Here is a 22,467-nt window from a genome sequence, read left to right on the forward strand (position 1 = left end):
CGCTTGCCATCCATCTCCGCTTTACATGCATCTCCGATGGGGCAACGGCTCTCGCACCGTCGCCGCCCGCAGGCGCGCAGATGGTTCACATCAGTCCCGGCTCGCCCAGATCCGTCCCGTCGACAAGCCGGCTGTAGCGGTAGGGATGAGGATCGACGATCGGAGCATCCCCGGCGATCAGATCGGCCGCCAGCCGTCCCGCGGCCGGGCCGCTGCCGAAGCCGTGGCCGCTGAAGCCCGCCGAGACGTAGAGGCCGGGCAACTTGTCGATCGCCGAGATCACGGGCACCCAATCGGCGGTGAAATCGATGAGCCCACCATATTTCTGTACGATCTTCACGCCCGCGAGCTGGGGATAGATCTCGGCGATCCGCTTCAGCGCGAAGCCGATCAGCTTCTCCTGCGCGGGCGGATCATAGGTGCGCATGCGCTCGAAGGGCGAGACGCTGTCATTGCTCCAGCGCAGGAAGGCCTCCGGTCCCTCGAAGAAGGACTTTCCGGCGCGGATCGTCAGCAGCCTGTGGCGCTTCTTGAAGGTGCGCCAGAACGGCCTGGCATACATCAGCCCTTGCGGCGTGAGTTCCAGCAGGCCGCGCCCGCTGATACCGATCGTATAGCCGCCGTCGAGCCGGCGCCGGAAGGTGATGTCCGGCGTCGAGATGCCGCCCTGCGTAATCTCCGGTGCCGGCGCCGTGTAAAAGGAGGTGGAGCGCACGCCGGCGAGCGGCATGTCGATGCCGTGATGACGGCAGAACATCGAGGTCCAGACGCCGCCGGCCACCAGAACCGCCCCGGCCCGGATCGTGCCCTTCTCAGTGACGACCGCAGAGACGCGGCCGGCGGAGGTCTCGAGCCCGCGCGCCGCGCAATCCTGATGGATGGAGACGCCCAGCTTGCGGGCGCCCTCCGCGATCGCCGGTACGGCAAGTGCGGGCTCCGCCTTGCCATCGGTTGGCGAATGCACGCCCCCGATCCAGTCTTCGGTCGAGCCCGGCGACATCGCCTTTGCCTCGGCGGCGGAGAGGATGCGGCTGTGCATCTGCATCTCCTGCGCACGGTCGCACCAGCGCGACCACGCATCGAGATCGGACTGCTTCGTGGTCAAATAGGTGAGGCCCGTCCGCCGAAAGCCGGTCTCGGCACCGAGTTCCTCGTTGAGCCCTGCCCACATCTCGACCGAACGCTGCGCCAGAGGCAGCTCGCGCAGGTCGCGGTTCTGCTGGCGGCACCAGCCCCAGTTCCGGCTCGACTGCTCGCCCGCCACATAGCCCTTTTCGACCAGAGCGACCGAATGCCCCTTCCTTGCGAGCTGATAGGCGGCGGTGACGCCGGCAATGCCGCCGCCGATCACCACGACATCGGCCGCTCGAGGCAACGTTTCGTCATTGCGGATGCGGGCGACCGGAGGAGACATCGGCGGATTTCCTTGCGGTGGATAGGGATGCGGCAGGCGTACTAGAGATGCGTGTCCAGCACGCTCATGATCCAGAGCAGCTTGGCTTCCTGGTCCGAGCGATTGGCGATGTGGTGGGGCGTGTTGCTGCGGAACTGGAAGCTGTCGCCCTCCTCGAGCAGCGCGGTGCGCTCCCCGACCGTCAGCTCGACCCTGCCGGACATGACGTAGCCGCCTTTCTGGCCGGTGCCGATCAGCACGTCCTCGCTGATCCCGCCCGGCGGCAGCGTCACGAACATGAAACGCAGATTCTCGTCGTGGCGCGGCGAAAGCAGTTCCTTCACCAGCCGGGTTTCGCCGACCACGATGCGCGGGCGCTGCGCGGCGCGGCGCACGAAGGGCGCGTCCTGCGTCGTCGCCGCCCCGCCCGACCGCTCCAGGAATTCCCAGAGATTGACCCCGAGCGCGGCGCGCAGGCGCTGCAGCGTCTTCATCGACGGATTGGAGTTTCCACGCTCGATCTGGCTGATGATGCCGGCGGAGACGCCGGCCTTGGCCGCCAGCTCGAGGATGGTCAAGTCGCGCTCGGCACGCAGGATGCGCAGCCGCTCGCCGATCTGCCGCGTGTCGCCTTCGACGGGCAGCATGGCCTCGCCCACCTTGATGTCTTGCGCCTTCTTTTCAGGCATCGCGCTCAAAATTCCATCTTATTGAATTAATCACCCAAGGCACTGACGGGCCAGAGCGCAATCGGCCACCGCTTTTCCCGGAGCGGGAGACGATGACCTGACGGGAATATGGGCATAATCTGCTTCCATATAAAGATTCAAGTGGTTTTTTTGCCGATCACAGCGCCCAGGCCGCCATCGGCCGGGCAGAGTGCTCACGATCATTCCCTTGACAACCGATCAATATAATGAAATTCAACCCATACGACCGAGCGGCGGCGGAGAGGCAATGTGAGCCGCTCGCTCGAAGCGCAACTCGCGCTGCCCAACGCCCGGAGAAGCATCGTCGATGGCCAGTTATGTCCTGAAGCGTATCCTGCAGGGACTATTTCTGATCTGGCTGATGTCGATCGTCGCCTTCGTCGCGATCTATGCGCTTGGCAACCCGATCACGGCGCTGATAAATCCGAACTCACCGGCTGACGTCATTGAGCGCGTAACGCGAGAGCTCGGCCTCGACCTTCCGCTTCACGAGCAATACTTCCGTTTCGTCGGCAACCTTCTGCGGGGCGATCTCGGACAGTCCTATGTGACGAGCCAGCCGGCGCTCGGGCTGATCCTCGAACGTTTTCCGGCTACGCTGGAACTGACGCTCGTCGCCATGACGATCGCGGCGGCCGTCGGCCTGCCGCTCGGCCTCTATGCCGGCTACAGGCCGCAATCGCTCGTCGGCCGCGGCGCGAGCGCGATCTCGATGGTGGTGCTCAGCCTGCCCTCGTTCTGGACGGCGCTGGCGCTGATCATCGTCTTCTCCATCCAGGCGCGCGTCCTCCCGACCGGCGGGCGTGGCGAGATCGGGTTCATTTTCGGCGTCCCCACGAGTCTGGCGACGCTGGACGGCCTGCGGCATGTCCTCCTGCCGGCGCTCAACCTCTCCGCCTTCCCGATGGCCCTGTTCATCCGCCTCACCGCCTCGGGCGTTCAGGAAACGCTCCACGCGACCTTCATCCGTTTCGCCCGCGCCAAGGGCCTGACCGTACGACGCATCCTGTTCGTCTATGTGCTGCGGAACATCGTCGTCCCGGTCATCACGGTCATCGGCATCGTCTTCGGGGTGCTGCTCGCCTTCGCGGTGGTCACCGAAACGATCTTCGCCTGGCCCGGCAGCGGGCGCCTCATCATCGACAGCATCCGGTCCTCCGACCGGCCGGTCATCATCGCCTATCTCATGTTCACGGTCACGATCTTCATCGTCATCAACCTCACCGTCGACGTCATCTGCGCCCTGCTCGATCCGCGCATCTCGCTCCAGGGAGGCAAGTGAATGCTCGCCTATTTGAAGCGATTTCTCGCACTGCCGACAGCGGCGCTCGGTCTCGTCGCCCTGGTCCTCCTGGCTCTGGCGGCGATCTTCGCCCCGCAGCTCGCCAATCAGAACCCCTATGACCTCGCCAGCATCGATATCCTGTCGTCACGTCTGCCGCCCGGCACTGCGAGCGTCGACGGCTATATCCACTGGCTCGGCACGGACGACCAGGGGAGAGACCTGCTCTCGGCAGTTCTCTACGGGCTGCGCGTCAGCCTGACGGTCGCGCTCGTCGCCACCTCCATCGCGCTCGTCATCGGTGTCGTCGCGGCCCTGTTCGCCTCCTATTTCGGCGGTAAGGTCGACGCGATCCTGATGCGTCTCGTCGACCTGCAACTGGCCTTCCCCAGTATCCTGACGGCGCTGGTGCTGGTCGCGCTGCTCGGCACCGGCCTCGACAAGGTGATCATCGCCATCACCCTGTCGCAATGGGCCTATTTCGCCCGGACCCTGCGCAGCGCCGCGATGGTGGAGCGCACGAAGGAATACATCGATGCCGCCCGTACACTGAAATTCTCCAGCAGCCGGATCATGTTCCGCCATCTCCTGCCGAATTCGGTGGCGCCGCTGGCGGTGGTGATCGTGGTCGAGATCGCCAGCGCGATCTCGCTGGAGGCGACGCTCTCCTTCCTTGGCGTCGGGCTGCCGATCACCGAGCCCTCGCTCGGCCTGCTGATCTCGAACGGCTACTCCTACATGCTCGCACAGCAATACTGGCTCAGCGTCTATCCCGGCCTCGTCCTGCTGCTGTTGCTGCTCAGCGTGAACCTCATCGGCGAGCGCATGCGCCAGATGAACAATCCCTGGGGCTGAGCGATGCAGCAGAAAACCTCCCATTCACCGGAAGACGCCGTGCTGTCGGTCGAGGACCTGACGACCGAATTCGCGACGTCGCACGGCACCCTGCGTGCCGTCGATGCGGTCAGCCTGCAGGTGCGGCGCGGCGAGATCCTCGGGATCGTCGGCGAAAGCGGCTCGGGCAAGTCCGTGACGGGCTATTCCATCATGGGGCTCATCGACCGGCCCGGCGCGATCACCGGCGGTCGCATCATGCTGAACGGGGTGGACCTGCGCCAGATCGGCGAGGAGGGGCTACGGCAGGTCCGCGGCCACCGCATCGCCATGGTCTTCCAGGATCCGATGTCCTCCCTGCACCCGATGCTGACGATCGGCGCACAGATGGTCGATGCCGCGCTGGCCCATCGCCCGATCGGGCGCCGCCAGGCCAGGATGGAAGCGCGCGACGTCCTCGCCCGCGTCGGCATTCCCTCGCCCGAAGAGCGCATGCGATCCTATCCGCACGAGCTCTCCGGGGGCATGCGTCAGCGCGTCTCGATCGCCATCGCCTTGCTGAACCGACCCGAGGTGATCATCGCCGACGAGCCGACGACCGGCCTCGACGTCACCATCCAGGCGCAGATCCTCTACGAGGTCCAGAAGCTGGTGGCCGAGACCGGCACGGCTGTGATCTGGATTACCCATGATCTCTCGATCGTTGCCGGCCTCGCAGACCGCGCCGCCGTGATGTATGCCGGCCGCATCGTTGAACAAGGAACGATCGCGGACGTCATCGAGCGCCCGGCCCATCCCTATACGGCCGGGCTGCTGGCCTCCGTGCCGCATCGCAATCGCGACATGCGAAAGCTGCCGCAGATCCCCGGCTCGATTGGCAATGCCCACAGCATTCCGGGCTGCCGCTTCGCGCCGCGCTGCGGCTTCGTCAAGCCGGCCTGCGAGGCGCGGCCCGCCTTCGACGAGGTCGCGCCGGGTCATCGCGCCGCCTGCATCGTCGCCGGTCGGTTCGCGCAGCAACTCGCGGAGGCGGCCCATGGCTGAGCAGATTCGGTCTGAACAGATCTTGCCTGAGCAGAAGGGGCCCGAGCGAACCGCCCTGTTGACGATCGACAAGGTCGGCATGAGCTTCGATCTCGGCCGCCGCGGCTTCCTGGGCCTTGGCCCCAGGCGCAGGGTGCGGGCACTCGACGATGTCTCGCTGGAGATCGGGCACGGCGAAATCCTCGGCCTCGTCGGCGAATCCGGATCGGGCAAGTCCACGCTCGGCCGGCTGATCGTCGGCCTGTACCGTCCGAGCGAGGGGCAGATCCGCTTCGCCCGGCAGGCAACGCGGCACGAGGGTCCGCACGCCGTCGACCTCGGCGCCCAGATCGTCTTCCAGAACCCGTCGGGCTCACTCAATCCGCGTCAGCGCGTTCGGGACATCATCGCCGAACCACTGATCGTGCATAAGGCCGATCACGACATCGCGGCCCGCGTCGGCGAGCTGATGCGCCAGGTCGGACTGCCGCCGGACTTCGCCGAGCGGCGGCCGAGCGAGATGTCGGGCGGCCAGGCGCAACGCGTCGGCATCGCACGGGCCTTGGCGCTGGAGCCGGAGCTGATCGTCTGCGACGAGCCGATCTCGGCGCTCGACGTCTCGATCCAGGCCCAGGTCCTCAATCTCTTCGCCGACATCCAGGAGCAGACCGGCTGCAGCTATCTGTTCATCAGCCACGACCTGCCGGTCGTCGAACGGCTCAGCCATCGCGTCGCGATCATGTACCTCGGCAGGATCGTCGAAATCGCCGCAACCAGCGAGCTGTTCTCACGCCCCGCCCATCCCTACACCCGCGCGCTGATCGCGAGCGCGCCGCGGCTCGAGGCCAAGAAGCTCAGCTTCCGGCCCGTCGAGGGCGAGATCCCCTCGCCGATCGACCCGCCCAGGGGCTGCCATTTCCACCCGCGTTGCCCGCTCGCCACCGACCGCTGCCGTTCAGAGCGGCCGGAGGCGCGCGAAGTATCGCCCGGTCATCTCTCCGCCTGCCATCTCGACATGTGAGCCCTGCCATGCCGGTCGCCATTCCAACACAGCACGCCGCGCGCTTCCGGAGCGCCGTCCGGCGCATGCCCGAACCGGCGTGAGGGCGGACGATCATGCTGCCCAATGAAACGCGCCCGGTCGAATGGCATCGCGGCCCCTATACGCTGAGCACCGACCGTGGCCGGCTGGACCTCGACCGCGTCCATCGATTCCTGGCGGAGGAATCCTACTGGGCGCGCGGCGTCCCCCGGGATTGCGTCGCGCGCTCGATCGAAGGCGCCATGTCGCTCGGCCTCTACTGTGCCGGTGAGCAGGTGGGCTTTGCGCGGCTCGTGACCGACTGCACGCGCCTGGCCTATCTGATGGATGTCTTCATCGATGGCGCCCATCGCGGCCAGGGGCTCGGCTCTTGGCTGGCGCAGGCCATCCAGACGCATCCCGACCTCGCCGGCGTCACGCGCTGGATGCTCACCACCGTCGATGCCCACGCGGTCTACGAACGCGCCGGCTGGAGGCCGCTCGCCCATCCCGAGCGGATGATGGAAGTCGTCAAGCCCATGCCCCGCGCGAGCGAGGCCGCCGACACCACGATCGAGAACAGAGAGTAGCGCGCAGATGGCCTATCGCATCGGAGTGGATATCGGCGGATCGTTTACCGATTTCGCCGTTCTGGACGAACGCGATCACTCGATCCGCACCTTGAAGGTGCTCTCGCGCCCCGACCAGCCGGGCAGCGAGATCAGGACCGGCCTTGCCGCGCTGAAGGAGCGCCACGGCATCACGCCCGAGGAGGTCGGCTACTTCACGCACGGCACCACGGTCGGCATCAATGCGGTGATCCAGCGCAAGGGCGTCAAGCTTGCCCTTTTCACGACCGAGAACTTCCAGGACGTGCTCGAGCTGGCGCGCCTCAAGATCCCGCATATCCACGATCTGTTCTGCCGCAGGCCGGCGCCGCTGATCTCGCGCGACATGGTCTTCCCGATCGCGGAACGGACGGACCGTGACGGCAGGATCCTGCAGGAGGTCGACCGCGCGAGCGTCGCTGCCGCCGTCGAGGGCGCTCTGGCCGCCGGGGCGCAGGGCATCGTCGTCGCCCTGCTGCACAGCTACCGCAACGGCACGAACGAGGCGCGCGTGCGCGAGATCGTGGTCGAACTCGCGCCGAACCTGCTGACCTCCTGCTCGGCCGAGATCTGGCCGATCATCCGCGAATACGAGCGCACGATCACCGCGACGATCAACGCCTATGTCCAGCCGAAGGTGATCAACTACCTGGAATCCTTCGAGGCCGCGCTGACCGAGATGGGCGTCGGCGTGCCGCCGCGCATCACCAAATCGAATGGCGGGGTGATGGCGGTCGACCAGGCCAAGGCGGAATGCGTGCAGATGATCCTGTCGGGCACCGCCTCCGGCGTGATCGGCGCCGGTTTCATCGCCGAGACCTGCGGCTTCCCCAAGCTGCTCAGCCTCGATATCGGCGGCACCTCGGCCGACGTCGCGGTGATCAGGAACGGGCGGGCCGAATACGGCACCGGCGAGATCATCGGCGACTTCCAGATCTTCATCCCGTCCGTCTCGGTGACGTCGGTCGGTCAGGGCGGCGGCTCGATCGCCTGGATCGACGATCTCGGCGTGCTGCGCGTCGGGCCTGAAAGCGCGGGGTCCCTGCCCGGCCCGGTCTGCTACCAGCGCGGAGGCACCCGCCCGACGGTGACCGATGCCTTCGTCGTCTGCGGCATGATCGGCCATGGCGATCTCGGCTACAACGCGGTCAAGGTGGATGTGGAGGCTTCGCGCCGGGCGATCGGGGAGCTCGCCGGCAAGCTCGGCGTTTCGGTCGAGGACGCGGCTGAGACCATCATCCAGATCGCGATCTCCTTGATGTACGCCGACGTGTCCGGGCTGGTCTCGCGCTTCGGCATCGACCCGCGCGAGTTCCACTTCCTCGCCTTCGGCGGGGCCGGGCCGATGATGGCCTGCTTCCTCGCCCGGGAACTGAACATGAAGGGCGTCGTGGTACCGCCTACTCCGGGCGTCCTCTCCGCCCTCGGCGGCCTCGTCGCCGATCTGAAGAACGACTTCATCCGCATGCTGTACCGGGTCCTGTCGCCGGAGCTGACGGTGGAACTGCTCGATGCCGCCGAGACCCTCTCCCGCGAGGCCAGAGCCTGGCTCGACCGCGAGCACGGCGCGGGCCTGCCGCATCGCCTCAGCTTCTCCGGCGACATGCGCTATCAGGGGCAGAGCTTCGAGATCGAGGTTCCGCTGGAGAGCGAGTGGGTCCGCCAAGGCGATCTCACGGCGATCCGCGCGGCCTTCGATGCCCAGCACGAGCGCGTCTTCGGCCATGCCGACCGGCGCGCGCCGGTGCAGATGATCAATCTTCGCCTCGTCATTGCCTCGCCGACCGCCAAGCCGCGCCTGCTGCCAATCGCAGCCGGAACGGGCAGCCCGGCGCCGCGGGGCGAGGTGTCCTGCCATCTCGACGGCAGTGACATGAAGGTGCCGCTCTACCGCCGCGAGGACTTCCTGGCTGGACAGGCGATCCCGGGGCCCGCCATCATCGCGCAGGATGACACCACCACCTGCGTGCCGCCGGGTATGCGTGTCGACGTCGACAGCTTCGGCAACCTCGTCATCACCCCAGCCTCGAACTGAGCGACGCGACCATGGCCATCGACGGACGCAACCTCCAGATCCTCGCCAACTACTGCGCCGCCGCGGCGGACGCGATGGCGTTCACGCTGATGCGCACGGCGCACTCGACCTTCGTCAAGGAGACCGAGGACTTCTCCTGCCAGATCGTGACGCCGAGCGGCCTCGCCTTCGCGTCGCCGCGCAGCTTCGGCGCCCCCTGGTACAGCGGCATCGACTACAAGCCGGTGCTCGACCTGATCGAGGATTATCGCGAAGGCGACATCTCGATCACCAATGACAGCTACGCGGGCAACGTCGCAACGCATTCGCCCGACATCCATATCTGGAAGCCGGTCTTCCACGAGGGCAGGATCATCTGCTTCGTCGTCGGCCACATCCACAACACCGATGTGGGCGGCGCCGTTCCGGCATCTCTGTCGCGCACGCTGACAGAGATCGTCCAGGAAGGCATCCGCATCCCGCCGCTGAAGATCGTCAGCGGCGGCAGGATGGACGAGAATGTCGCCCGCATCATGCGGCTGAACGTACGCGCGCCGGAGCAGAACTGGGGCGACTTCAATGCGCAGCTCGCCTCCGTGAACATCGGCGAGCGCAAGATCCACGAGATTGTCGCGCGCTTCGGCGTCGAGGATTTCTGCGCCGGCATCGAGGGCATCCTCGACTATGCGGAGGCGCAGGCGCGGCGGATTATCGAGAGCATTCCCGACGGCGAGTATTTCTACGCCGACTATGCCGACGAGGACGGCGACGACGGCTTTCCCTGCCGGATCGCCATCACCATGCGGGTCAAGGGCAGCGAGCTCGAGCTCGACTATACCGGCTCCGACCCGCAGCTGACCTCGTCGCTCAACATGCCGACGGGCGGGCGCCAGCGCCACCCGCTCGCGCTCGTGGGCGTAACCTATGCACTGTCGACGCTCGATCCGGGACTGCTGCTCAACGCCGGAACGCTGCGCCCGACGCGGGCGGTCATGCCGAGCGGCACCGTGATGAACTGCGAGGCGCCCGCCGCGGTCGGCATGCGCTCGCTGACCTGCGCCGTCTCGCAGATCGCCACGCTCGGCTGCTTCTCGCTGGCCGTTCCCGAGCGCATGCCCGCCAACTCTCCAGGCGGCAACGCGATCATGAACATCCGGACCGTCGACGAGAAGAACCGGGTCGTTGTCGCCTCGATCGGTCCGGTCGGCGGCGGCGGCGGCGGCACGCCCAAGCATGACGGCCCCGACGGTTCGGGCGGCCTCTCCGCCTTCCTCAAGAACACGCCGATCGAGATCAACGAGGTCGAAGTCCCGATCCTGTTCAAGCGCTACGGGCTGCAGCCCGACACGGCCGGGCCGGGACGCTATCGCGGCGGTCTCGCGACAGTGATGGAATTCCGGGTCTCGGCGCCGAACACGGTCGTCACCGCGCGCAACCGCAATCGCTCGGTCTTTGCCTCGGCCGGTGCACTCGGGGGACGCTCCGGCGCGACTTCCACCTTCACGACCAATCCGGGCACGCCCGCCGCCGTCGAGCACGGCAACCGGGACGTGATCAAATGCGGCCCCGGTGACGTCGTGCGGGTCGTCGGGCCGGGCGCAGGCGGTTACGGCCTGCCGCGTGAGCGTGACCCGCAGGCCGTGCTGCGCGACTGGCGCTGCGGCTTCGTGAGCCTGGAGCGGGCCCGGCAGGACTATGGCGTCGCGATCAGGGATGGCGACATCGATGCCGCCGAAACGGCGAGGCTGCGCGCCGGGATGCCGGCTACACCGGACCGGCATTTCGAATACGGCCCGGCCCGGTCGGCCTTCGAGCAACTCTGGACGCGCGAGCGTTATGCGACGCTGACGGAATTCCTGGCGGACAGCCCGGTGGTCTGGCGCCATTTCCTGAAGCACCGCGTCTTCGCCGCGGTCGAGAACGGGTCGCATGCCGGCAGGCCGGTCCGAGAGCAGATGATGGCGATCTTCGCCGATATCCGCGCCGAGTTCCCGGCCCTCGGAGAGAGCCACGCCAAGACCTGAGAGCCCACGACGCTGTGGGATTGGCCGCCATGGCCCCGCAGCGACACAGCAGACCAGCCAGACAGCGGCGCATCAAAGCCGCGTTTAACGAGAGAGGGGTTCAACGCATGAAGATGATCAAGACCACCATCGCGGCGCTCGGCGCCTTACTAGCCGTTACGGCGACATCGCAGGCCGAGGAGCTGAAGATCGGCATGCGCATCGAGGCGGTGATGGATCCGCACTATTTCTGGTCTGGCAATAACGTCCAGTACTACCGCCACTATCTCGGCTTCCTGACGACGCTCGACGACGAGGCACGCGTACTGCCCTACCTGGCCGAGCGCTGGGAGACCACGGATTCGAGCTGGACCTTCCATCTGCGGCCGAACCTCACCTTCTCCGATGGCTCGACCTTCGACGCGGAGGACGTCGTGGCGTCCTACAAGCGCGCGCGGGACTATCCGAACGCGGTGGGCTCCTATGCCGGCCTCTTCAACGGCGTCACCGCGATCGAGGCGGTCGACAAGCTGACCGTGAAGATGACAACCGCCGCGCCCTCTCCGACCCTGGCCTTCGCCATGTCGCAGGTCCCGATCATCCCGTCCGAGATCGCCACAACCGCGACCCAGGCCGACTTCACCAGCGCCAAGGGCTCGGTCTCGATCGGCCCGTACAAGTTCGCCGGCTTCGCCAGCGGTCGCGAGCTCGTGCTCGAGCGCAATCCGAATTTCTGGGGCGAGAAGCCTAAATGGGACAGCGTCCGCTTCCGCTTCCTGCCTGATCCGTCTGCCCGCACGGCGGCGTTGCTCGCCGGCGATGTCGACATGATCGACGGCGTGCCGCCGGAATTCGTCGAACGCATCCGGGCCGATGCCAATTTCGCGGTCCATACCGGCCCGTCCATGCGGAACGTCTACGTCAATCTCGACCAGGGCCACGAGGTCTCGCCGTTCATCACCGACAACAACGGTGCCCCGCTCAAGACCAACCCGCTGAAGGACCGGCGCGTCCGCGAGGCGCTCTCGCTGGCGATCAACCGCGAGACCATTCGCGACCGCGTCATGAACGGACTGTCCTTCCCGACCGGGCAGCTCGTCGCCAAGGGGCTCGGCGGCTATTCGGCGACGCTCGGCGTCCCCGCCTACGATCCGAACAAGGCCAAGACCCTCCTCGCCGAAGCGGGCTATCCCGACGGCTTCAAAGTCACGGTCCATTGCCCCAATGACCGCTATGTCAACGACGCCAAGATCTGCCAGGCGCTCGGCCAGATGTTCTCGCGCATCGGCCTGCGCGCCAATGTCGTGACCCAGCCGAGCTCGGCCTACTTCAAGATGGTCAACCCGCGCACCGCGAGCGGCGCGAGCATCTTCCTGTCAAGCTGGAGCGCGGCCGCCAGCGGCGAGACCGACGTGCTGGTCCACGCCTTCCAGACCTACAACGCCGAGAAGAAGACCGGCAGCTGGAATTATGGCGGCTATAGCAATCCCGATCTCGACGCCCTGATCGGGACCTTCACCGTCACCACCGACGATACCAAGCGCAGGGCGCTCGAAGCCAAGGCGATGGAACTGACGATGAAGGATTTCGCCGCACTCCCCCTGCATGACCAGAGCGTCGTGGTCGCGACCCGCAAGCCGTTGACCTACACCACCAACCTGGAAGAGCTGACCAACGCGCTCGCCGTCCGCTGAGGCTCCCGCATCCGCGGCGGACCCCGTCCGGATGCGAACCGGCAAGCCCTGCGAAATCGGGGATTGCCCAAGCGAGAGGCCGCAGCCGGCCTCTCGCGCTCCCCGATGTCACCGCAATCCCTCGATCCCGATCGACGACGAGACAGCGCCATGTCGCCTTCAGGCAGCTTCGACCCCGACAGCCTCCATTTTGCGCGTGGCCATTTCATTGGTGGGCGCGTCGTCGAGGGAACCGGTGAACGCCTTCCGGTCGCGCGGCCGTCCGATCTGGTCGACTATGCCGAAGTCCCGGTCGCCGATGCCGATCTCGTCGAGGAGGCGGTAGAGACCGCCTCCCGGAGCGTCGCGGCGAGCGGCTGGGCGAGCCGGCCGCCGCGCGAACGGGCGCGCGCAATGCGGCGCTGGGCCGACCTGATCGAGGAACGCGGCACGGAACTCGGCCAGCTCGAGGCTCTGGGCTCGACCAGACCGATCGCACAGGCCATCAGCGGCGATGTCGCGAGCGTCGCTGAGGGCATCCGCTTTTTTGCCGAATGGGCCGACAAGCTCGGCGGCGATGTCGCGGCGACGCGCACCGACAATCTCGGCCTGATCCTATCCGAGCCCTATGGTGTCGTCGGCGCGATCACGCCCTGGAACGTGCCGCTCAGCATGGCCTCGTGGAAGGTCGGGCCCGCGCTCGCCGCCGGCAACGCGATGGTACTGAAGCCCTCCGAACTGACACCGTTCTCGACCGTGATGCTGGCGCAGCTCGCCGTGGAGGCCGGCATCCCGTCCGGCATCCTCAACGTCATCCACGGCACCGGCATCGTCGGTGAGGCGCTCTGCCGCCATCCCGGCATTGCCAAGCTCTCCTTCACCGGCTCGACGCGGACCGGCATCGCCGTGATGAAGGCGGCCGCGGACAGCGGCCCCAAACCGGTGACCCTCGAACTCGGCGGAAAGAGCCCCCAGCTCGTGTTCGCCGACGCGGACCTCGAAAAGGCGGCCGCCTGCATTGCCGGCTCGCTGCTCGCAAATGCCGGGCAGGCTTGCGTCGCGGGCTCGCGGTTGATTGTCCAGCGGACCGTGGCGGAGCACCTGGCTACGCTGCTGCAGGAGCTCCTCTCCGACATCGCGCCGGGACCGACCTGGCTTGAGAGCACCTCCTTCGCGCCCATCATCTCGGAACAGCAGGCGCAACGCATCGAACGGATCGTCGGTGCCAGCTTGAAACAGGGTGCCGCTTGCGTCTTCGGCGGCGGGCGCGTGGAGGGGCTGCGCGGAGCGTTCTACCGGCCGACGTTGCTGACGCAGGTCGATGGCGAGACGGCGGCCGTGCGCGAAGAGGTCTTCGGCCCGGTTCTGACGATCCAGAGCTTCGAGACCGAAGAGGAAGGCTTCGCCCTCGCCGACCACCCTGAATATGGGCTGGCGGCCGGCGTCTACACCCGCGATCTCGGCCGGGCCATGCGCGCCATGCGCGCCATCAAGGCCGGCACGGTCTGGATCAACCGCTACAGCCGCACGCTCGATTTCATCCTGCCGACAGGCGGCTTCAAGAGCTCCGGGATAGGCAAGGATCTCGGCCGGCAGGCCGTCGAGCAGAACCTGCGCCACAAGACCGTCTTGATTGATTTTGGTGCTTGAGCTCTTCACCCGGCGAGATTCTCGATGAAGAATTCGCCGGGGACGGCGCTTGACAGCCTATATCATGACGCGGCTGGCGGACAGGATCAGCAGCGTGAGTTAGACAATGGTAAAATTGCTCGACATGTCCATTGCGGTCGCTGATCAGGCAGGCGCCGCCGACACCACGGCCTCCGCCGCGGCGGCAATCGCCAGGATCCGGTGATCGGCGCCGGCGGGGCCTGCAATCATCAGGCCGACGGGTGCGTCGGTGCCGCCCTCACGGATGGGCACGGAGATGGCGCAGCCATCGACCATATTGATCAGCGTCGCGTTGCGCAGGCTGCGGAGGTTGGCGCGGGAATAGGCCTCATCATCGGCCAGATCGGCGATACGCGGCGGCACCATCGCCACACTCGGCATCACGACGGCATCGACGGTCGCAAGGCGACGCGCGGCCCGTTCAACCAGCGAATGGCGCGCCGCAATCAAATTGATGTAATCGGCTGCCGTCTGGCTCGCGCCGCGACGGATACGGACGGCGACGCGCGGGTCGTAACCGGCCTCGCTCTTCTCCAGGAGAGCCGCATGCCAGGCATAGCTGTCCGCGGCGGTAAAGCCGCCTTTGGCGTTGATGCCGGCGACTTCGGCGAATTCCGGGAACGGCGCCTCGACCACCTGCGCCCCGGCCGCGGAGAGGCGCCGGAGCGCGGAGGCGAACGCCGTCGCGACCTCCGCATCGAGGTCATCGAGCGCGACCGTCGTCGGCACGAGGACACGCAACCCCGTCAGCGACGCCGGCTGCAGCACGTCGAGCGGTTCATCGGCCATGATGGCGTCGAGCGCGGCGCAGCAGCCCACGGTGCGCGCGATCGGACCGACGGAATCGAGCGCGGGCGACAGCGGCAGGGCGCCCTCCAGCGGCACGCGGCGCGCGGTCGGCTTGAAGCCGGCAAGACCATTGAAGGCCGCCGGGATGCGGCAGGAGCCGCCGGTGTCGCTCCCGATAGCGCCATGAGCCATGCCGTCGGCCACGGAAATGGCCGCGCCCGAAGAGGAGCCGCCGGGCGCATGGCCCTCCGTGCGGCGCCAGACCGATAGAGGCGTGCCGTAATGCGGGTTGAGACCAAGGCCGGAATAGGCAAATTCGGTCATGTTCGTGCGACCGATGACGACAAAGCCGGCGCGCCGCAACCGCGCGATCGCCGGCGCATCACGGGTGGCGGGCGGCGCGTCTGCCAGGACGCGCGATCCGGCTGTCGTCACCTCGCCGGCGATGTCGAACAGATCCTTCACCGCGATGGGAATGCCGGCGAAAGGCGATGGCGCCGCATGGACTCCACGCAGAAGATCCATGGCTTTGGCGACCGCGCGGACCTGGTCCGGCACAATCTTGATGAAGGCGCGTGCGCCTTCCCCAGCGGGATCGGCGATCCGCGCCAGACAATCCTCGACGAGCGTCTCGCTGCTGGTGCGGCCTTCTGCGAGGTCGCGGCATAGTTGCGCAAGGGACGGTGCAGGTTTCATGGCTCGGCCCACTCTCAGACCGGATCTGAGTAGAGGATTTCCAGAACCATGCAACCGCCTTCCGCTTTAAAGAGGCGAGGGAAGGCGCCCCTGCGCAGGCCGGAAGCCCCTGCGAAACCGGTGAAGGGCTCCGTCGCGCCGCCCTGCGGTATCGGGCGGCCTACCGGAGGCTGTCCAGCCGCCGTGTCTGGCGTGCGATGAGCCGCTCGATCTCACGGATATCAGCCGCCCCGAGCTTCGGCCCCGGACGACGCAGGCTCGCGCTGGCGATGGCGCCGCGTTTGGCGAGGATATATTTGCGCACGGCCAGTCCAAGGCCCGGCTGCTGCTCATAGCGGGCCAGCGGCAGATAGGCATCGAACAGGTCCTGCGCACCCTCGCTATCGCCGGCCGCATGCCGCGTTGAGATACCGACCATCATCTCGGGATAGGCAAAGCCCGTCATCGCGCCATCGGCGCCGCGCTGCAGTTCCTCAGGCAGGAACAGGCCGCCATTGCCGGTCAGGATGGATACCCGGCGCCCGCCTTTCGCGCTCGTCTGGCGCAGGGCCTCGATCTTGGCCAGTCCCGGCCAGTCCTCATGCTTGATCATGACGCAAGTCGGCACCGCCGCGATGATCCTGTCGAGAACAGCGGGCGAGATCTGGACCTGGGTGCTGAGTGGAAAATCCTGCAGCACGAAGGGCGTCGCCCCCAGCATGTCGCCGGCCGTGCGGTAGTACTGGACGATCTGGTCGTCGGTGCGCAAGGTCGAGGGCGGAGCCACCATGACGCCGGCCGCGCCGAGGTCCATCACCGCCTGCGCCAGTTCGACCATGGATGCAAAACCGGGCGCGGACACGCCGACGACAACGGGAACCCGTCCGTCGACGCGGCGCAGCACCTGGCGCGCGACCGCGACGGACTCGGCGCCCGTCAGCTTGGGCGCCTCGCCCATCATGCCCAGGATAGTCAGGCCGTCAGCACCCTTCTCCAGGTAGAAATCGACCATGCTGTCCAGACTGCTCAAGTCGAGGGCACCGTCATCGCGGAAAGGTGTCACGGCAATGACATAAACACCTGCGGCCGTTTCATCGAGCAGCATCGAATTCCTCACACTTCTTCTGTTCTTGAATGGCTCAGGCGGCGAATGTCATCGCGTGGCGGCGTTCAAAGCCCACGATGACGTCGCTGCCGGGCGGCAGGCGGGCGACCTTGTCATCGCTATCCGTCAGCGCCGTGACAACCCGTCCGGCCACATCGACGATCACGCGGTAACCCGTGCCGGTAAAGACGACGGAGCGGATCTGGCCGCCGAGGCGCACCTCCGCGGCTGCAGCGGCATGACCCAACAGGGTTCGCTCCGGCCGAACCGCCACCTCGCCCGGCCGACCGTCGCCGGCCGGAATGAAATTGCACTCGCCGAGGAAACCTGCGACGAACCTGTTGGCGGGCTTGAAATAGAGATCTTCGGGCGCCCCGGCCTGAATGATCCGGCCCCTGTCCATCAGGGCGATCCGATCGGAGAGGAACAGGGCCTCCTCCTGATCATGCGTCACATAGACGATCGTCGCCCCGATCGCCTGATGCAGGTCGCGCAACTGCTGCTGGATGGCCTGGCGCAGGTTCTTGTCCAGCGCGCCGAGCGGTTCGTCCATGAGCAGGATATCCGGCTCGATCACCAGCGCGCGGGCGAGCGCCACGCGCTGTTGCTGGCCGCCGGAGAGTTCGCGCGGGAAGCGCCCCGCATAACCCTCCAGGCTGACGAGCGCGAGCGCGCCGTCGACGCGCCTGCCGATCTCGGCGCGGGAGAGCCCGCGCATTTCCAGCCCGAAGGCGACGTTCCGCGCGACCGTCATATGCGGGAAGAGGGCATAATTCTGGAACACCATGCCGATATTGCGCCGCGACACCGGCACCGGCCCGATATCGCGGCCATCCACGAGAATGCTGCCCGCATCGCAGGTCTCGAAGCCCGCAAGGGCCTTGAGCAGCGTCGTCTTGCCCGAGCCCGAGGCCCCGAGCAGGGTGCAGAATTCACCGGGCGCAATATCCAGCGAGATGCCGTCGAGCGCGACGGCGGCCCCGTAGGCCTTGCGCACCCCCTCTATGCGAACCGGCTTTCCCAAATGTCGGATCGACATGTCAGCGCCTCCGCGAGAGGAGAAGATTGATCGCCAGGACGGCGATGGTCACGAGGATGATGAGGCCCGCCGCGGCGATGATGGTGGGATCGATCTCATGCGCGACACCTTCGTACATCAGCTTCGGCAGGGTCCGCGTGCGGATATTGGTGAGGAAGAGCGCGAGAACGACGTCATCGAAGGAGGTGATGAAGGCAAAGATCGCTCCCGCCAGGATCCCCGGCAGAATGGCCGGCAGCATCACCCGCCGGAACATGGTCACCCACCCCGCGCCGAGCCCGCGCGCCGCCAATTCCAGATTGGTATCGAACGCCTTCAGCGCGGCCCTCACCGTGATGAAGACGAAGGGTGTGGCCAGCACCGTGTGGCCGATCGCAAGACCCCAGATGGTCCCGACCAGTCCAAGCGGTGCGAAGAGATAGTATAGGCCGACGGCGAGGATGATGACCGGGACGATCATCGGCAGAACGAAGACGGTCTCGAGGAGGGGGCGCCAGCGGCGGCCCGTTCTGCTGAGGCCGATGGCGGCGAGCGTACCGAGAACGACGGATGCCGTGACGGATAGGCCCGCAACCTGCAACGACCTGAGGAAGGCATCGAGCCATTTCGATGTGGCGAAGAAATTCGCGTACCAGCGCAGGCTGTAGTCCGTCGGGGGAAACGACAGGAACGGCGAGGAGCCGAGACTCATCGGAAAGACGATGAGAATGGGCGCGATCAGGAACAGCGCGACGAGGAGGCCGCAGGCCGCCGTCAGGATGCCGCCGGAGGTGCGCCCCCGCGAGGTCAGCCGGAACGCCTCCCCGCCCCGCGTGCCGCCCCCGCCAGCCATGAGCCGCTCGAGGCCGAAGATGCGCTGAAAGATGACGAAGATCAGCAATGTTGCCGCGAGGAGAACGGTGGACAGCGCCGCGGCAAATCCCCAGTTGAGCTCGCGCGTTATATTGTCGGCGATCATCTGCGCGATCATCGTCTGCGCCGGACCGCCCATCAAAGCCGGCGTGATATAGTAGCCGATCGCGTTCATGAACACGATCATGGCGCCCGCCATGGCGCCGGGCGCCGTCAAGGGAAGGACAATCCGCCGGAAAACCGTCCAGGGGCCGGCGCCCAGTCCCTCGGCGGCCTGGACGGTGGCGAGGTCGAGGCCGCGGAAGGCGGCATAGAGCGGCAGCACGACGAAGGGCATCAGCACATGCGTCATGCCGATCAGCACGCCGGAGAGATTATAGACGAAGGTGATGGGCTCCGACGTCAGGCCCGTCCCCATGAGGATGCGGTTCAGCACCCCATTGCCCTGGAGAAGAATGATCCAGGCCGTCGTCCTGACGAGCGCGCTCGTCCAGAACGGCAGCAACACGACGACGACAAGGATCGACCGGACGCGCGGGCTCACCGTCGCCATCAGATACGCGAGCGGATAGCTCATGACGACGGCGAGCACCGTCGTCATGCCCGAGATCGACAGCGTCGTGAGGAGAACCGACCGGTAGATCGGGACCTCGGCGATGCGGATGAAATGGGCGAGCGAAAAGCCGGCGTCGCCAAAGGCAAGCCGCAGCAGAAACAGGACGGGCACCGCGAAGACGGCAAGCAGAACCAGCCCGTAGGGGAGTATTCCGAGCCAACCGGGCAAGCCTGCCGCAGGTCGGCCGAGCATCCGGCCGTATCCCGCTCCATTCTGAATATGCGCGGCCGCCATCCCTCAACTCACGAAAAGCTGCCGCGGAAAATTCGTCAGTCGCTCGATGCCCGTTTCGGTAATGGCGATCGTCTCCGACATGCCGAAGCCCTTCGCCAGAACATAGGTGTGGAAGGTCATGCCGGGCTCGAACGACCAGGCCGAGGTGGGCTCGGCCTCCAGCGGTTCGCCGCCGCTCGGCTGCAGGAGCAGGCCGACGGAATAGAAGGTCTTGTTGGTATAGGTCTCGCGCAGACCCGCGCCAAGCACGCCCTCGCGGTAGATGCGGTCCGGAACCGTGGCCTTCACACCAGGGCCGACCGCGGCGATGGCCTCGTCCTGTATCTTGATCAGCGTCTCGACGATACGATGATCCGCGTCGGTCGCCACGCTCACCTTCATGGGGCGCATGAAACGCGCATGATAGTGACGCACATTCGGGGTCGTCTCGAGCTGCACGATATCGCCGCGCGCCAACACCCTGTCGGAATAGCCGCCGTGGAGATGGAAGGCGCGCTCCCCCGACGACAGGACGCCCGGGCCCGGCAGATCGCTGCCCGCGCGGATCATGGCGGCGCAGATGTCGGCCGCCATCTCGCGCTCGGTCGCGCCTTCCTTGGCTGCAGCGATGCCCGCCGCCATTCCGGCCTCGGCAGCCTTGGCCGCCCGGCGCTGATAGGCGATCTCCGCCGGCGACTTGATGAAGCGCATGACGGTGACAAGCTGGGACACGTCGGTCCAGGTCGCCTCCGGCAGGGCCGCCTGCAGGCCGGCAAAACGCGCGGCGTTCAGAGGCCAGGCCTGCATCTCGACGCCGATGCGGGCCTTCGGGCCGAGCGCGCGCGTGATCGCCGCGGCGGCGACCTTGTTGCGGTCGTCCGAATCCGTCCACATCACCCGGCCGGGAAAGACGCAGGTGGCGTCCAGATAGTATTCCTCGACATCGCGGCAGAAAAGCACGGGATCGCCCGTGACCGGGATGATCGCGAACTGGAAGGACGTGTAGCCGCGCGTGAAGAAGCCGGTCAGATATGTGACGGTTTCCGGCATGAACGCCACAAGCGCGTCCAGTCCTTGGGCCGCGAGCTGCGCGCGCACCTTCTCGACCCGCGCGAGATAGTCTTCGCGCGGGAACCAGTAATTCTGCGTCACCATGACTAGCCCTTGATCATTGCCGTGTAAGCTTCGGTGGCCTTGGCACCGTTCGCAGCCCACCACTTGATATCGAGGAACAGCGCGTTCTTCAGGCGCTCGGGCGTCGAGGGCAGCTTCTCGGCGCGCGCCTTGTCGATGAATTGCCAAGCGCCCTTCGTCGCCGGGCCGTAGGAGACGTATTCGCTGAGCTTTGCACTGTTTTCAGGCTTCACAATGAAGTTCAGGAACTTCACGGCCGTCGCCTTGTTCGGCGCACCCTTGGGGATCATGAAGTAACCGACCTGCGGAATCTGCTGATCCCAGGACATGGCTATTGGCAGATTGGAGTCCATGCCAGACTGGAAGCGGCCGTTCCAGCCAAGCGCCATGACGACATCGCCGGAGCCCAGCGCCTGGACGGGCTGTGCGCCGCTCGACCACCAGACGGCGACGTTCGGCTTCAGGCTGCGGATCTTGTCCAGCGCACGCTTCATGCCGGCTTCGGTGGAGAGCGTCGCATAGACATCGCCGGGCGCAACGCCGTCAGCGAGCAGGGCGGCCTCGAGAACGGTTTCCGGCTTGTCGGGCAGCGTGCGCTTGCCGGGAAACTTCTGGACATCCCAGAAGTCGGCAAAGGTCTTCGGCTGCGGGCCGCTCGCCGGAAAGGCCTTCGTCGAATAGCCAACCAGCGTGGAGAATATTTCGGACGGCACGCCATATGCGTTGCGCGCGCCGTCCAAGACGTCGCTCTGGTCCACCATCTCCGCGGAAATCGGCTCGAACAGTCCGAGCGCGACGCCGCGCATCAGGCCGCCGCCGCCGGCGGTCACCACGTCCCAGGCAACCGAATTGGTGTCCACCATCGCCTTGATCTTCGCGACCTCGGGATTGGTGTCCTCTTCGATCTTGGCGCCCGTCGCCTTCGCGAAGGGCTCGAGCCAAGCCTTGCGGATGGCCTCCTGATAGGACCCGCCCCAGCTCGAAAAGACCATCTCGTCCGCGGCCTTAGCGGCGGCCGGAATGAGCGCCGCCATCAGCGCCGCAGCGAGGATTCCCTTACGCATCATGCCAGTTCCCCTTTGTTTTGAGTTGGACTGAACCGCTATTTGCTCCCGCCCGCACACAGGCGCGCGAAGCGTGACAGCATCGTCTTGGCAGGCAGAGCCTCGTCCGCTGTCGCCTGGAGTTCGGCGATGTCCGCGCCGTCCTTTTCAAGTCGCGGGCGGCTCGCCTCGAACCAGCCAACCGCCTCGGCGCGGGTGACTTCCGGATGGCCCTGGATGCCCCAGATCGGCTTGTTCTGATAGCGCCAGATCTGATTGGGACATGCGTCGCTCGACGCAAGAATGGTCATGTCCGGATGCCCCGCACGAACCTCGTCATTGTGCCAGACGAACATGTAGACGCGTTCGCCGATCTCGGAGGCGATGGGGTCGGTGCGGATGGCCACGGTCGTGTCGAGCCATTTGTTGCCGACCTCACAGGTCGCCCGGCGAAAGACCTGGTCACGGCCGCACAGGGCCGAGGCGAGAATCTGGCTGCCGAAGCATATCCCGAGCATCGGGACGCCTTCCGCCGCAGCCTCCCGGATCAGGTGATGCTCGCGGTGAATGAACGGAATATCCTCATAGGCCCCGTGAGGACTTCCCGAAATGAATATTCCATCATAATTCCTGACATCATCAGGAAATTCGCCGTTGTAAGCCCACATCATCTCGACGGAAAGGCCTGTATCGCGGAACAAGTCCGGCAAGCGCGATACGGTGGTATTACTTGTTCCGTTCTGCAAATAAAGAAAACGGCCTGCCATTC

The 22,467-nt window shown here is 66.2% G+C and carries 18 protein-coding genes; 9 read left to right on the forward strand and 9 right to left on the reverse strand.

All coding sequences use genetic code 11. From position 1 onward, the window contains the following. Positions 1–85 precede the first annotated feature (85 nt). A complete protein-coding gene (locus tag C7450_RS22650) occupies positions 86–1,414 on the reverse strand; it encodes an NAD(P)/FAD-dependent oxidoreductase (RefSeq protein WP_110376740.1) in 1,329 nt (442 codons plus the stop codon). Positions 1,415–1,455: 41 nt separating this feature from the next. Further along, a complete protein-coding gene (locus C7450_RS22655) occupies positions 1,456–2,040 on the reverse strand; it encodes a helix-turn-helix domain-containing protein (RefSeq protein WP_210206508.1) in 585 nt (194 codons plus the stop codon). Between the two features lie 370 nt (positions 2,041–2,410). Between C7450_RS22655 and C7450_RS22660 the strand changes: the two genes are divergently transcribed. The 9 genes from C7450_RS22660 (at position 2,411) to C7450_RS22700 (ending at position 14,211) form a co-directional block, all read left to right on the forward strand. Beyond that, entirely contained in the window at positions 2,411–3,385 is a 975-nt protein-coding gene (locus C7450_RS22660; RefSeq protein ID WP_110376742.1) for an ABC transporter permease, read from the forward strand. Continuing rightward, positions 3,386–4,240 carry an ABC transporter permease gene (locus C7450_RS22665; RefSeq protein ID WP_110376743.1) on the forward strand — a complete coding sequence of 285 codons (855 nt, stop codon included), beginning with the start codon at positions 3,386–3,388 and terminating at the stop codon, positions 4,238–4,240. 3 nt (positions 4,241–4,243) lie between these two features. Next, a complete protein-coding gene (locus C7450_RS22670; RefSeq protein ID WP_110376744.1) occupies positions 4,244–5,263 on the forward strand; it encodes an ABC transporter ATP-binding protein in 1,020 nt (339 codons plus the stop codon). Further along, positions 5,256–6,263, forward strand: a complete 1,008-nt coding sequence (locus C7450_RS22675; protein ID WP_210206509.1) for an ABC transporter ATP-binding protein — start codon at positions 5,256–5,258, stop codon at positions 6,261–6,263. Before C7450_RS22670 ends, C7450_RS22675 begins: the two co-directional genes overlap by 8 nt. Positions 6,264–6,358: 95 nt before the next feature. Continuing rightward, the gene (locus C7450_RS22680) at positions 6,359–6,853 is read left to right on the forward strand and encodes a GNAT family N-acetyltransferase (protein WP_110376745.1); all 495 of its coding nucleotides are present in this window, start codon (positions 6,359–6,361) and stop codon (positions 6,851–6,853) included. Positions 6,854–6,860: 7 nt separating this feature from the next. After that, the gene (locus C7450_RS22685) at positions 6,861–8,906 is read left to right on the forward strand and encodes a hydantoinase/oxoprolinase family protein (protein ID WP_110376746.1); all 2,046 of its coding nucleotides are present in this window, start codon (positions 6,861–6,863) and stop codon (positions 8,904–8,906) included. A gap of 11 nt (positions 8,907–8,917) precedes the next feature. After that, positions 8,918–10,909 (forward strand): hydantoinase B/oxoprolinase family protein, encoded by a 1,992-nt coding sequence (locus C7450_RS22690; protein WP_110376747.1) that lies wholly within the window; start codon positions 8,918–8,920, stop codon positions 10,907–10,909. A 107-nt stretch (positions 10,910–11,016) separates the two neighbouring features. Next, positions 11,017–12,582, forward strand: a complete 1,566-nt coding sequence (locus C7450_RS22695) for an ABC transporter substrate-binding protein (protein ID WP_170147374.1) — start codon at positions 11,017–11,019, stop codon at positions 12,580–12,582. Between the two features lie 150 nt (positions 12,583–12,732). After that, entirely contained in the window at positions 12,733–14,211 is a 1,479-nt protein-coding gene (locus tag C7450_RS22700; RefSeq protein WP_110376749.1) for an aldehyde dehydrogenase family protein, read from the forward strand. Between the two features lie 144 nt (positions 14,212–14,355). Here C7450_RS22700 and C7450_RS22705 read toward each other — a convergent pair whose 3' ends face one another. The 7 genes from C7450_RS22705 to C7450_RS22735 all read right to left on the reverse strand — a co-directional run bounded on the left by C7450_RS22705 (position 14,356) and on the right by C7450_RS22735 (position 22,465). Beyond that, positions 14,356–15,717: an amidase gene (locus C7450_RS22705; protein ID WP_110376750.1), complete on the reverse strand. Its 1,362-nt coding sequence runs from the start codon at positions 15,715–15,717 to the stop codon at positions 14,356–14,358. A 160-nt stretch (positions 15,718–15,877) separates the two neighbouring features. Then, a complete protein-coding gene (locus C7450_RS22710; protein ID WP_110376751.1) occupies positions 15,878–16,801 on the reverse strand; it encodes a dihydrodipicolinate synthase family protein in 924 nt (307 codons plus the stop codon). A gap of 34 nt (positions 16,802–16,835) precedes the next feature. Then, positions 16,836–17,840, reverse strand: a complete 1,005-nt coding sequence (locus tag C7450_RS22715; protein WP_110376752.1) for an ABC transporter ATP-binding protein — start codon at positions 17,838–17,840, stop codon at positions 16,836–16,838. A 1-nt stretch (position 17,841) separates the two neighbouring features. Then, a complete protein-coding gene (locus tag C7450_RS22720; RefSeq protein WP_170147375.1) occupies positions 17,842–19,500 on the reverse strand; it encodes an ABC transporter permease subunit in 1,659 nt (552 codons plus the stop codon). Positions 19,501–19,545: 45 nt separating this feature from the next. After that, on the reverse strand, positions 19,546–20,676 hold the full coding sequence (locus C7450_RS22725) for a M24 family metallopeptidase (RefSeq protein WP_110376754.1): 1,131 nt from the start codon (positions 20,674–20,676) through the stop codon (positions 19,546–19,548). A 2-nt stretch (positions 20,677–20,678) separates the two neighbouring features. Further along, positions 20,679–21,722 carry an ABC transporter substrate-binding protein gene (locus C7450_RS22730; protein WP_110376755.1) on the reverse strand — a complete coding sequence of 348 codons (1,044 nt, stop codon included), beginning with the start codon at positions 21,720–21,722 and terminating at the stop codon, positions 20,679–20,681. Positions 21,723–21,757: 35 nt separating this feature from the next. Further along, positions 21,758–22,465: a type 1 glutamine amidotransferase gene (locus C7450_RS22735; protein WP_110376756.1), complete on the reverse strand. Its 708-nt coding sequence runs from the start codon at positions 22,463–22,465 to the stop codon at positions 21,758–21,760. Between the last annotated feature and the right edge of the window lie 2 nt (positions 22,466–22,467).

It is taken from the genome of Chelatococcus asaccharovorans, assembly GCF_003201475.1.
GTDB classification, from domain to species: Bacteria; Pseudomonadota; Alphaproteobacteria; order Rhizobiales; family Beijerinckiaceae; genus Chelatococcus; species Chelatococcus asaccharovorans.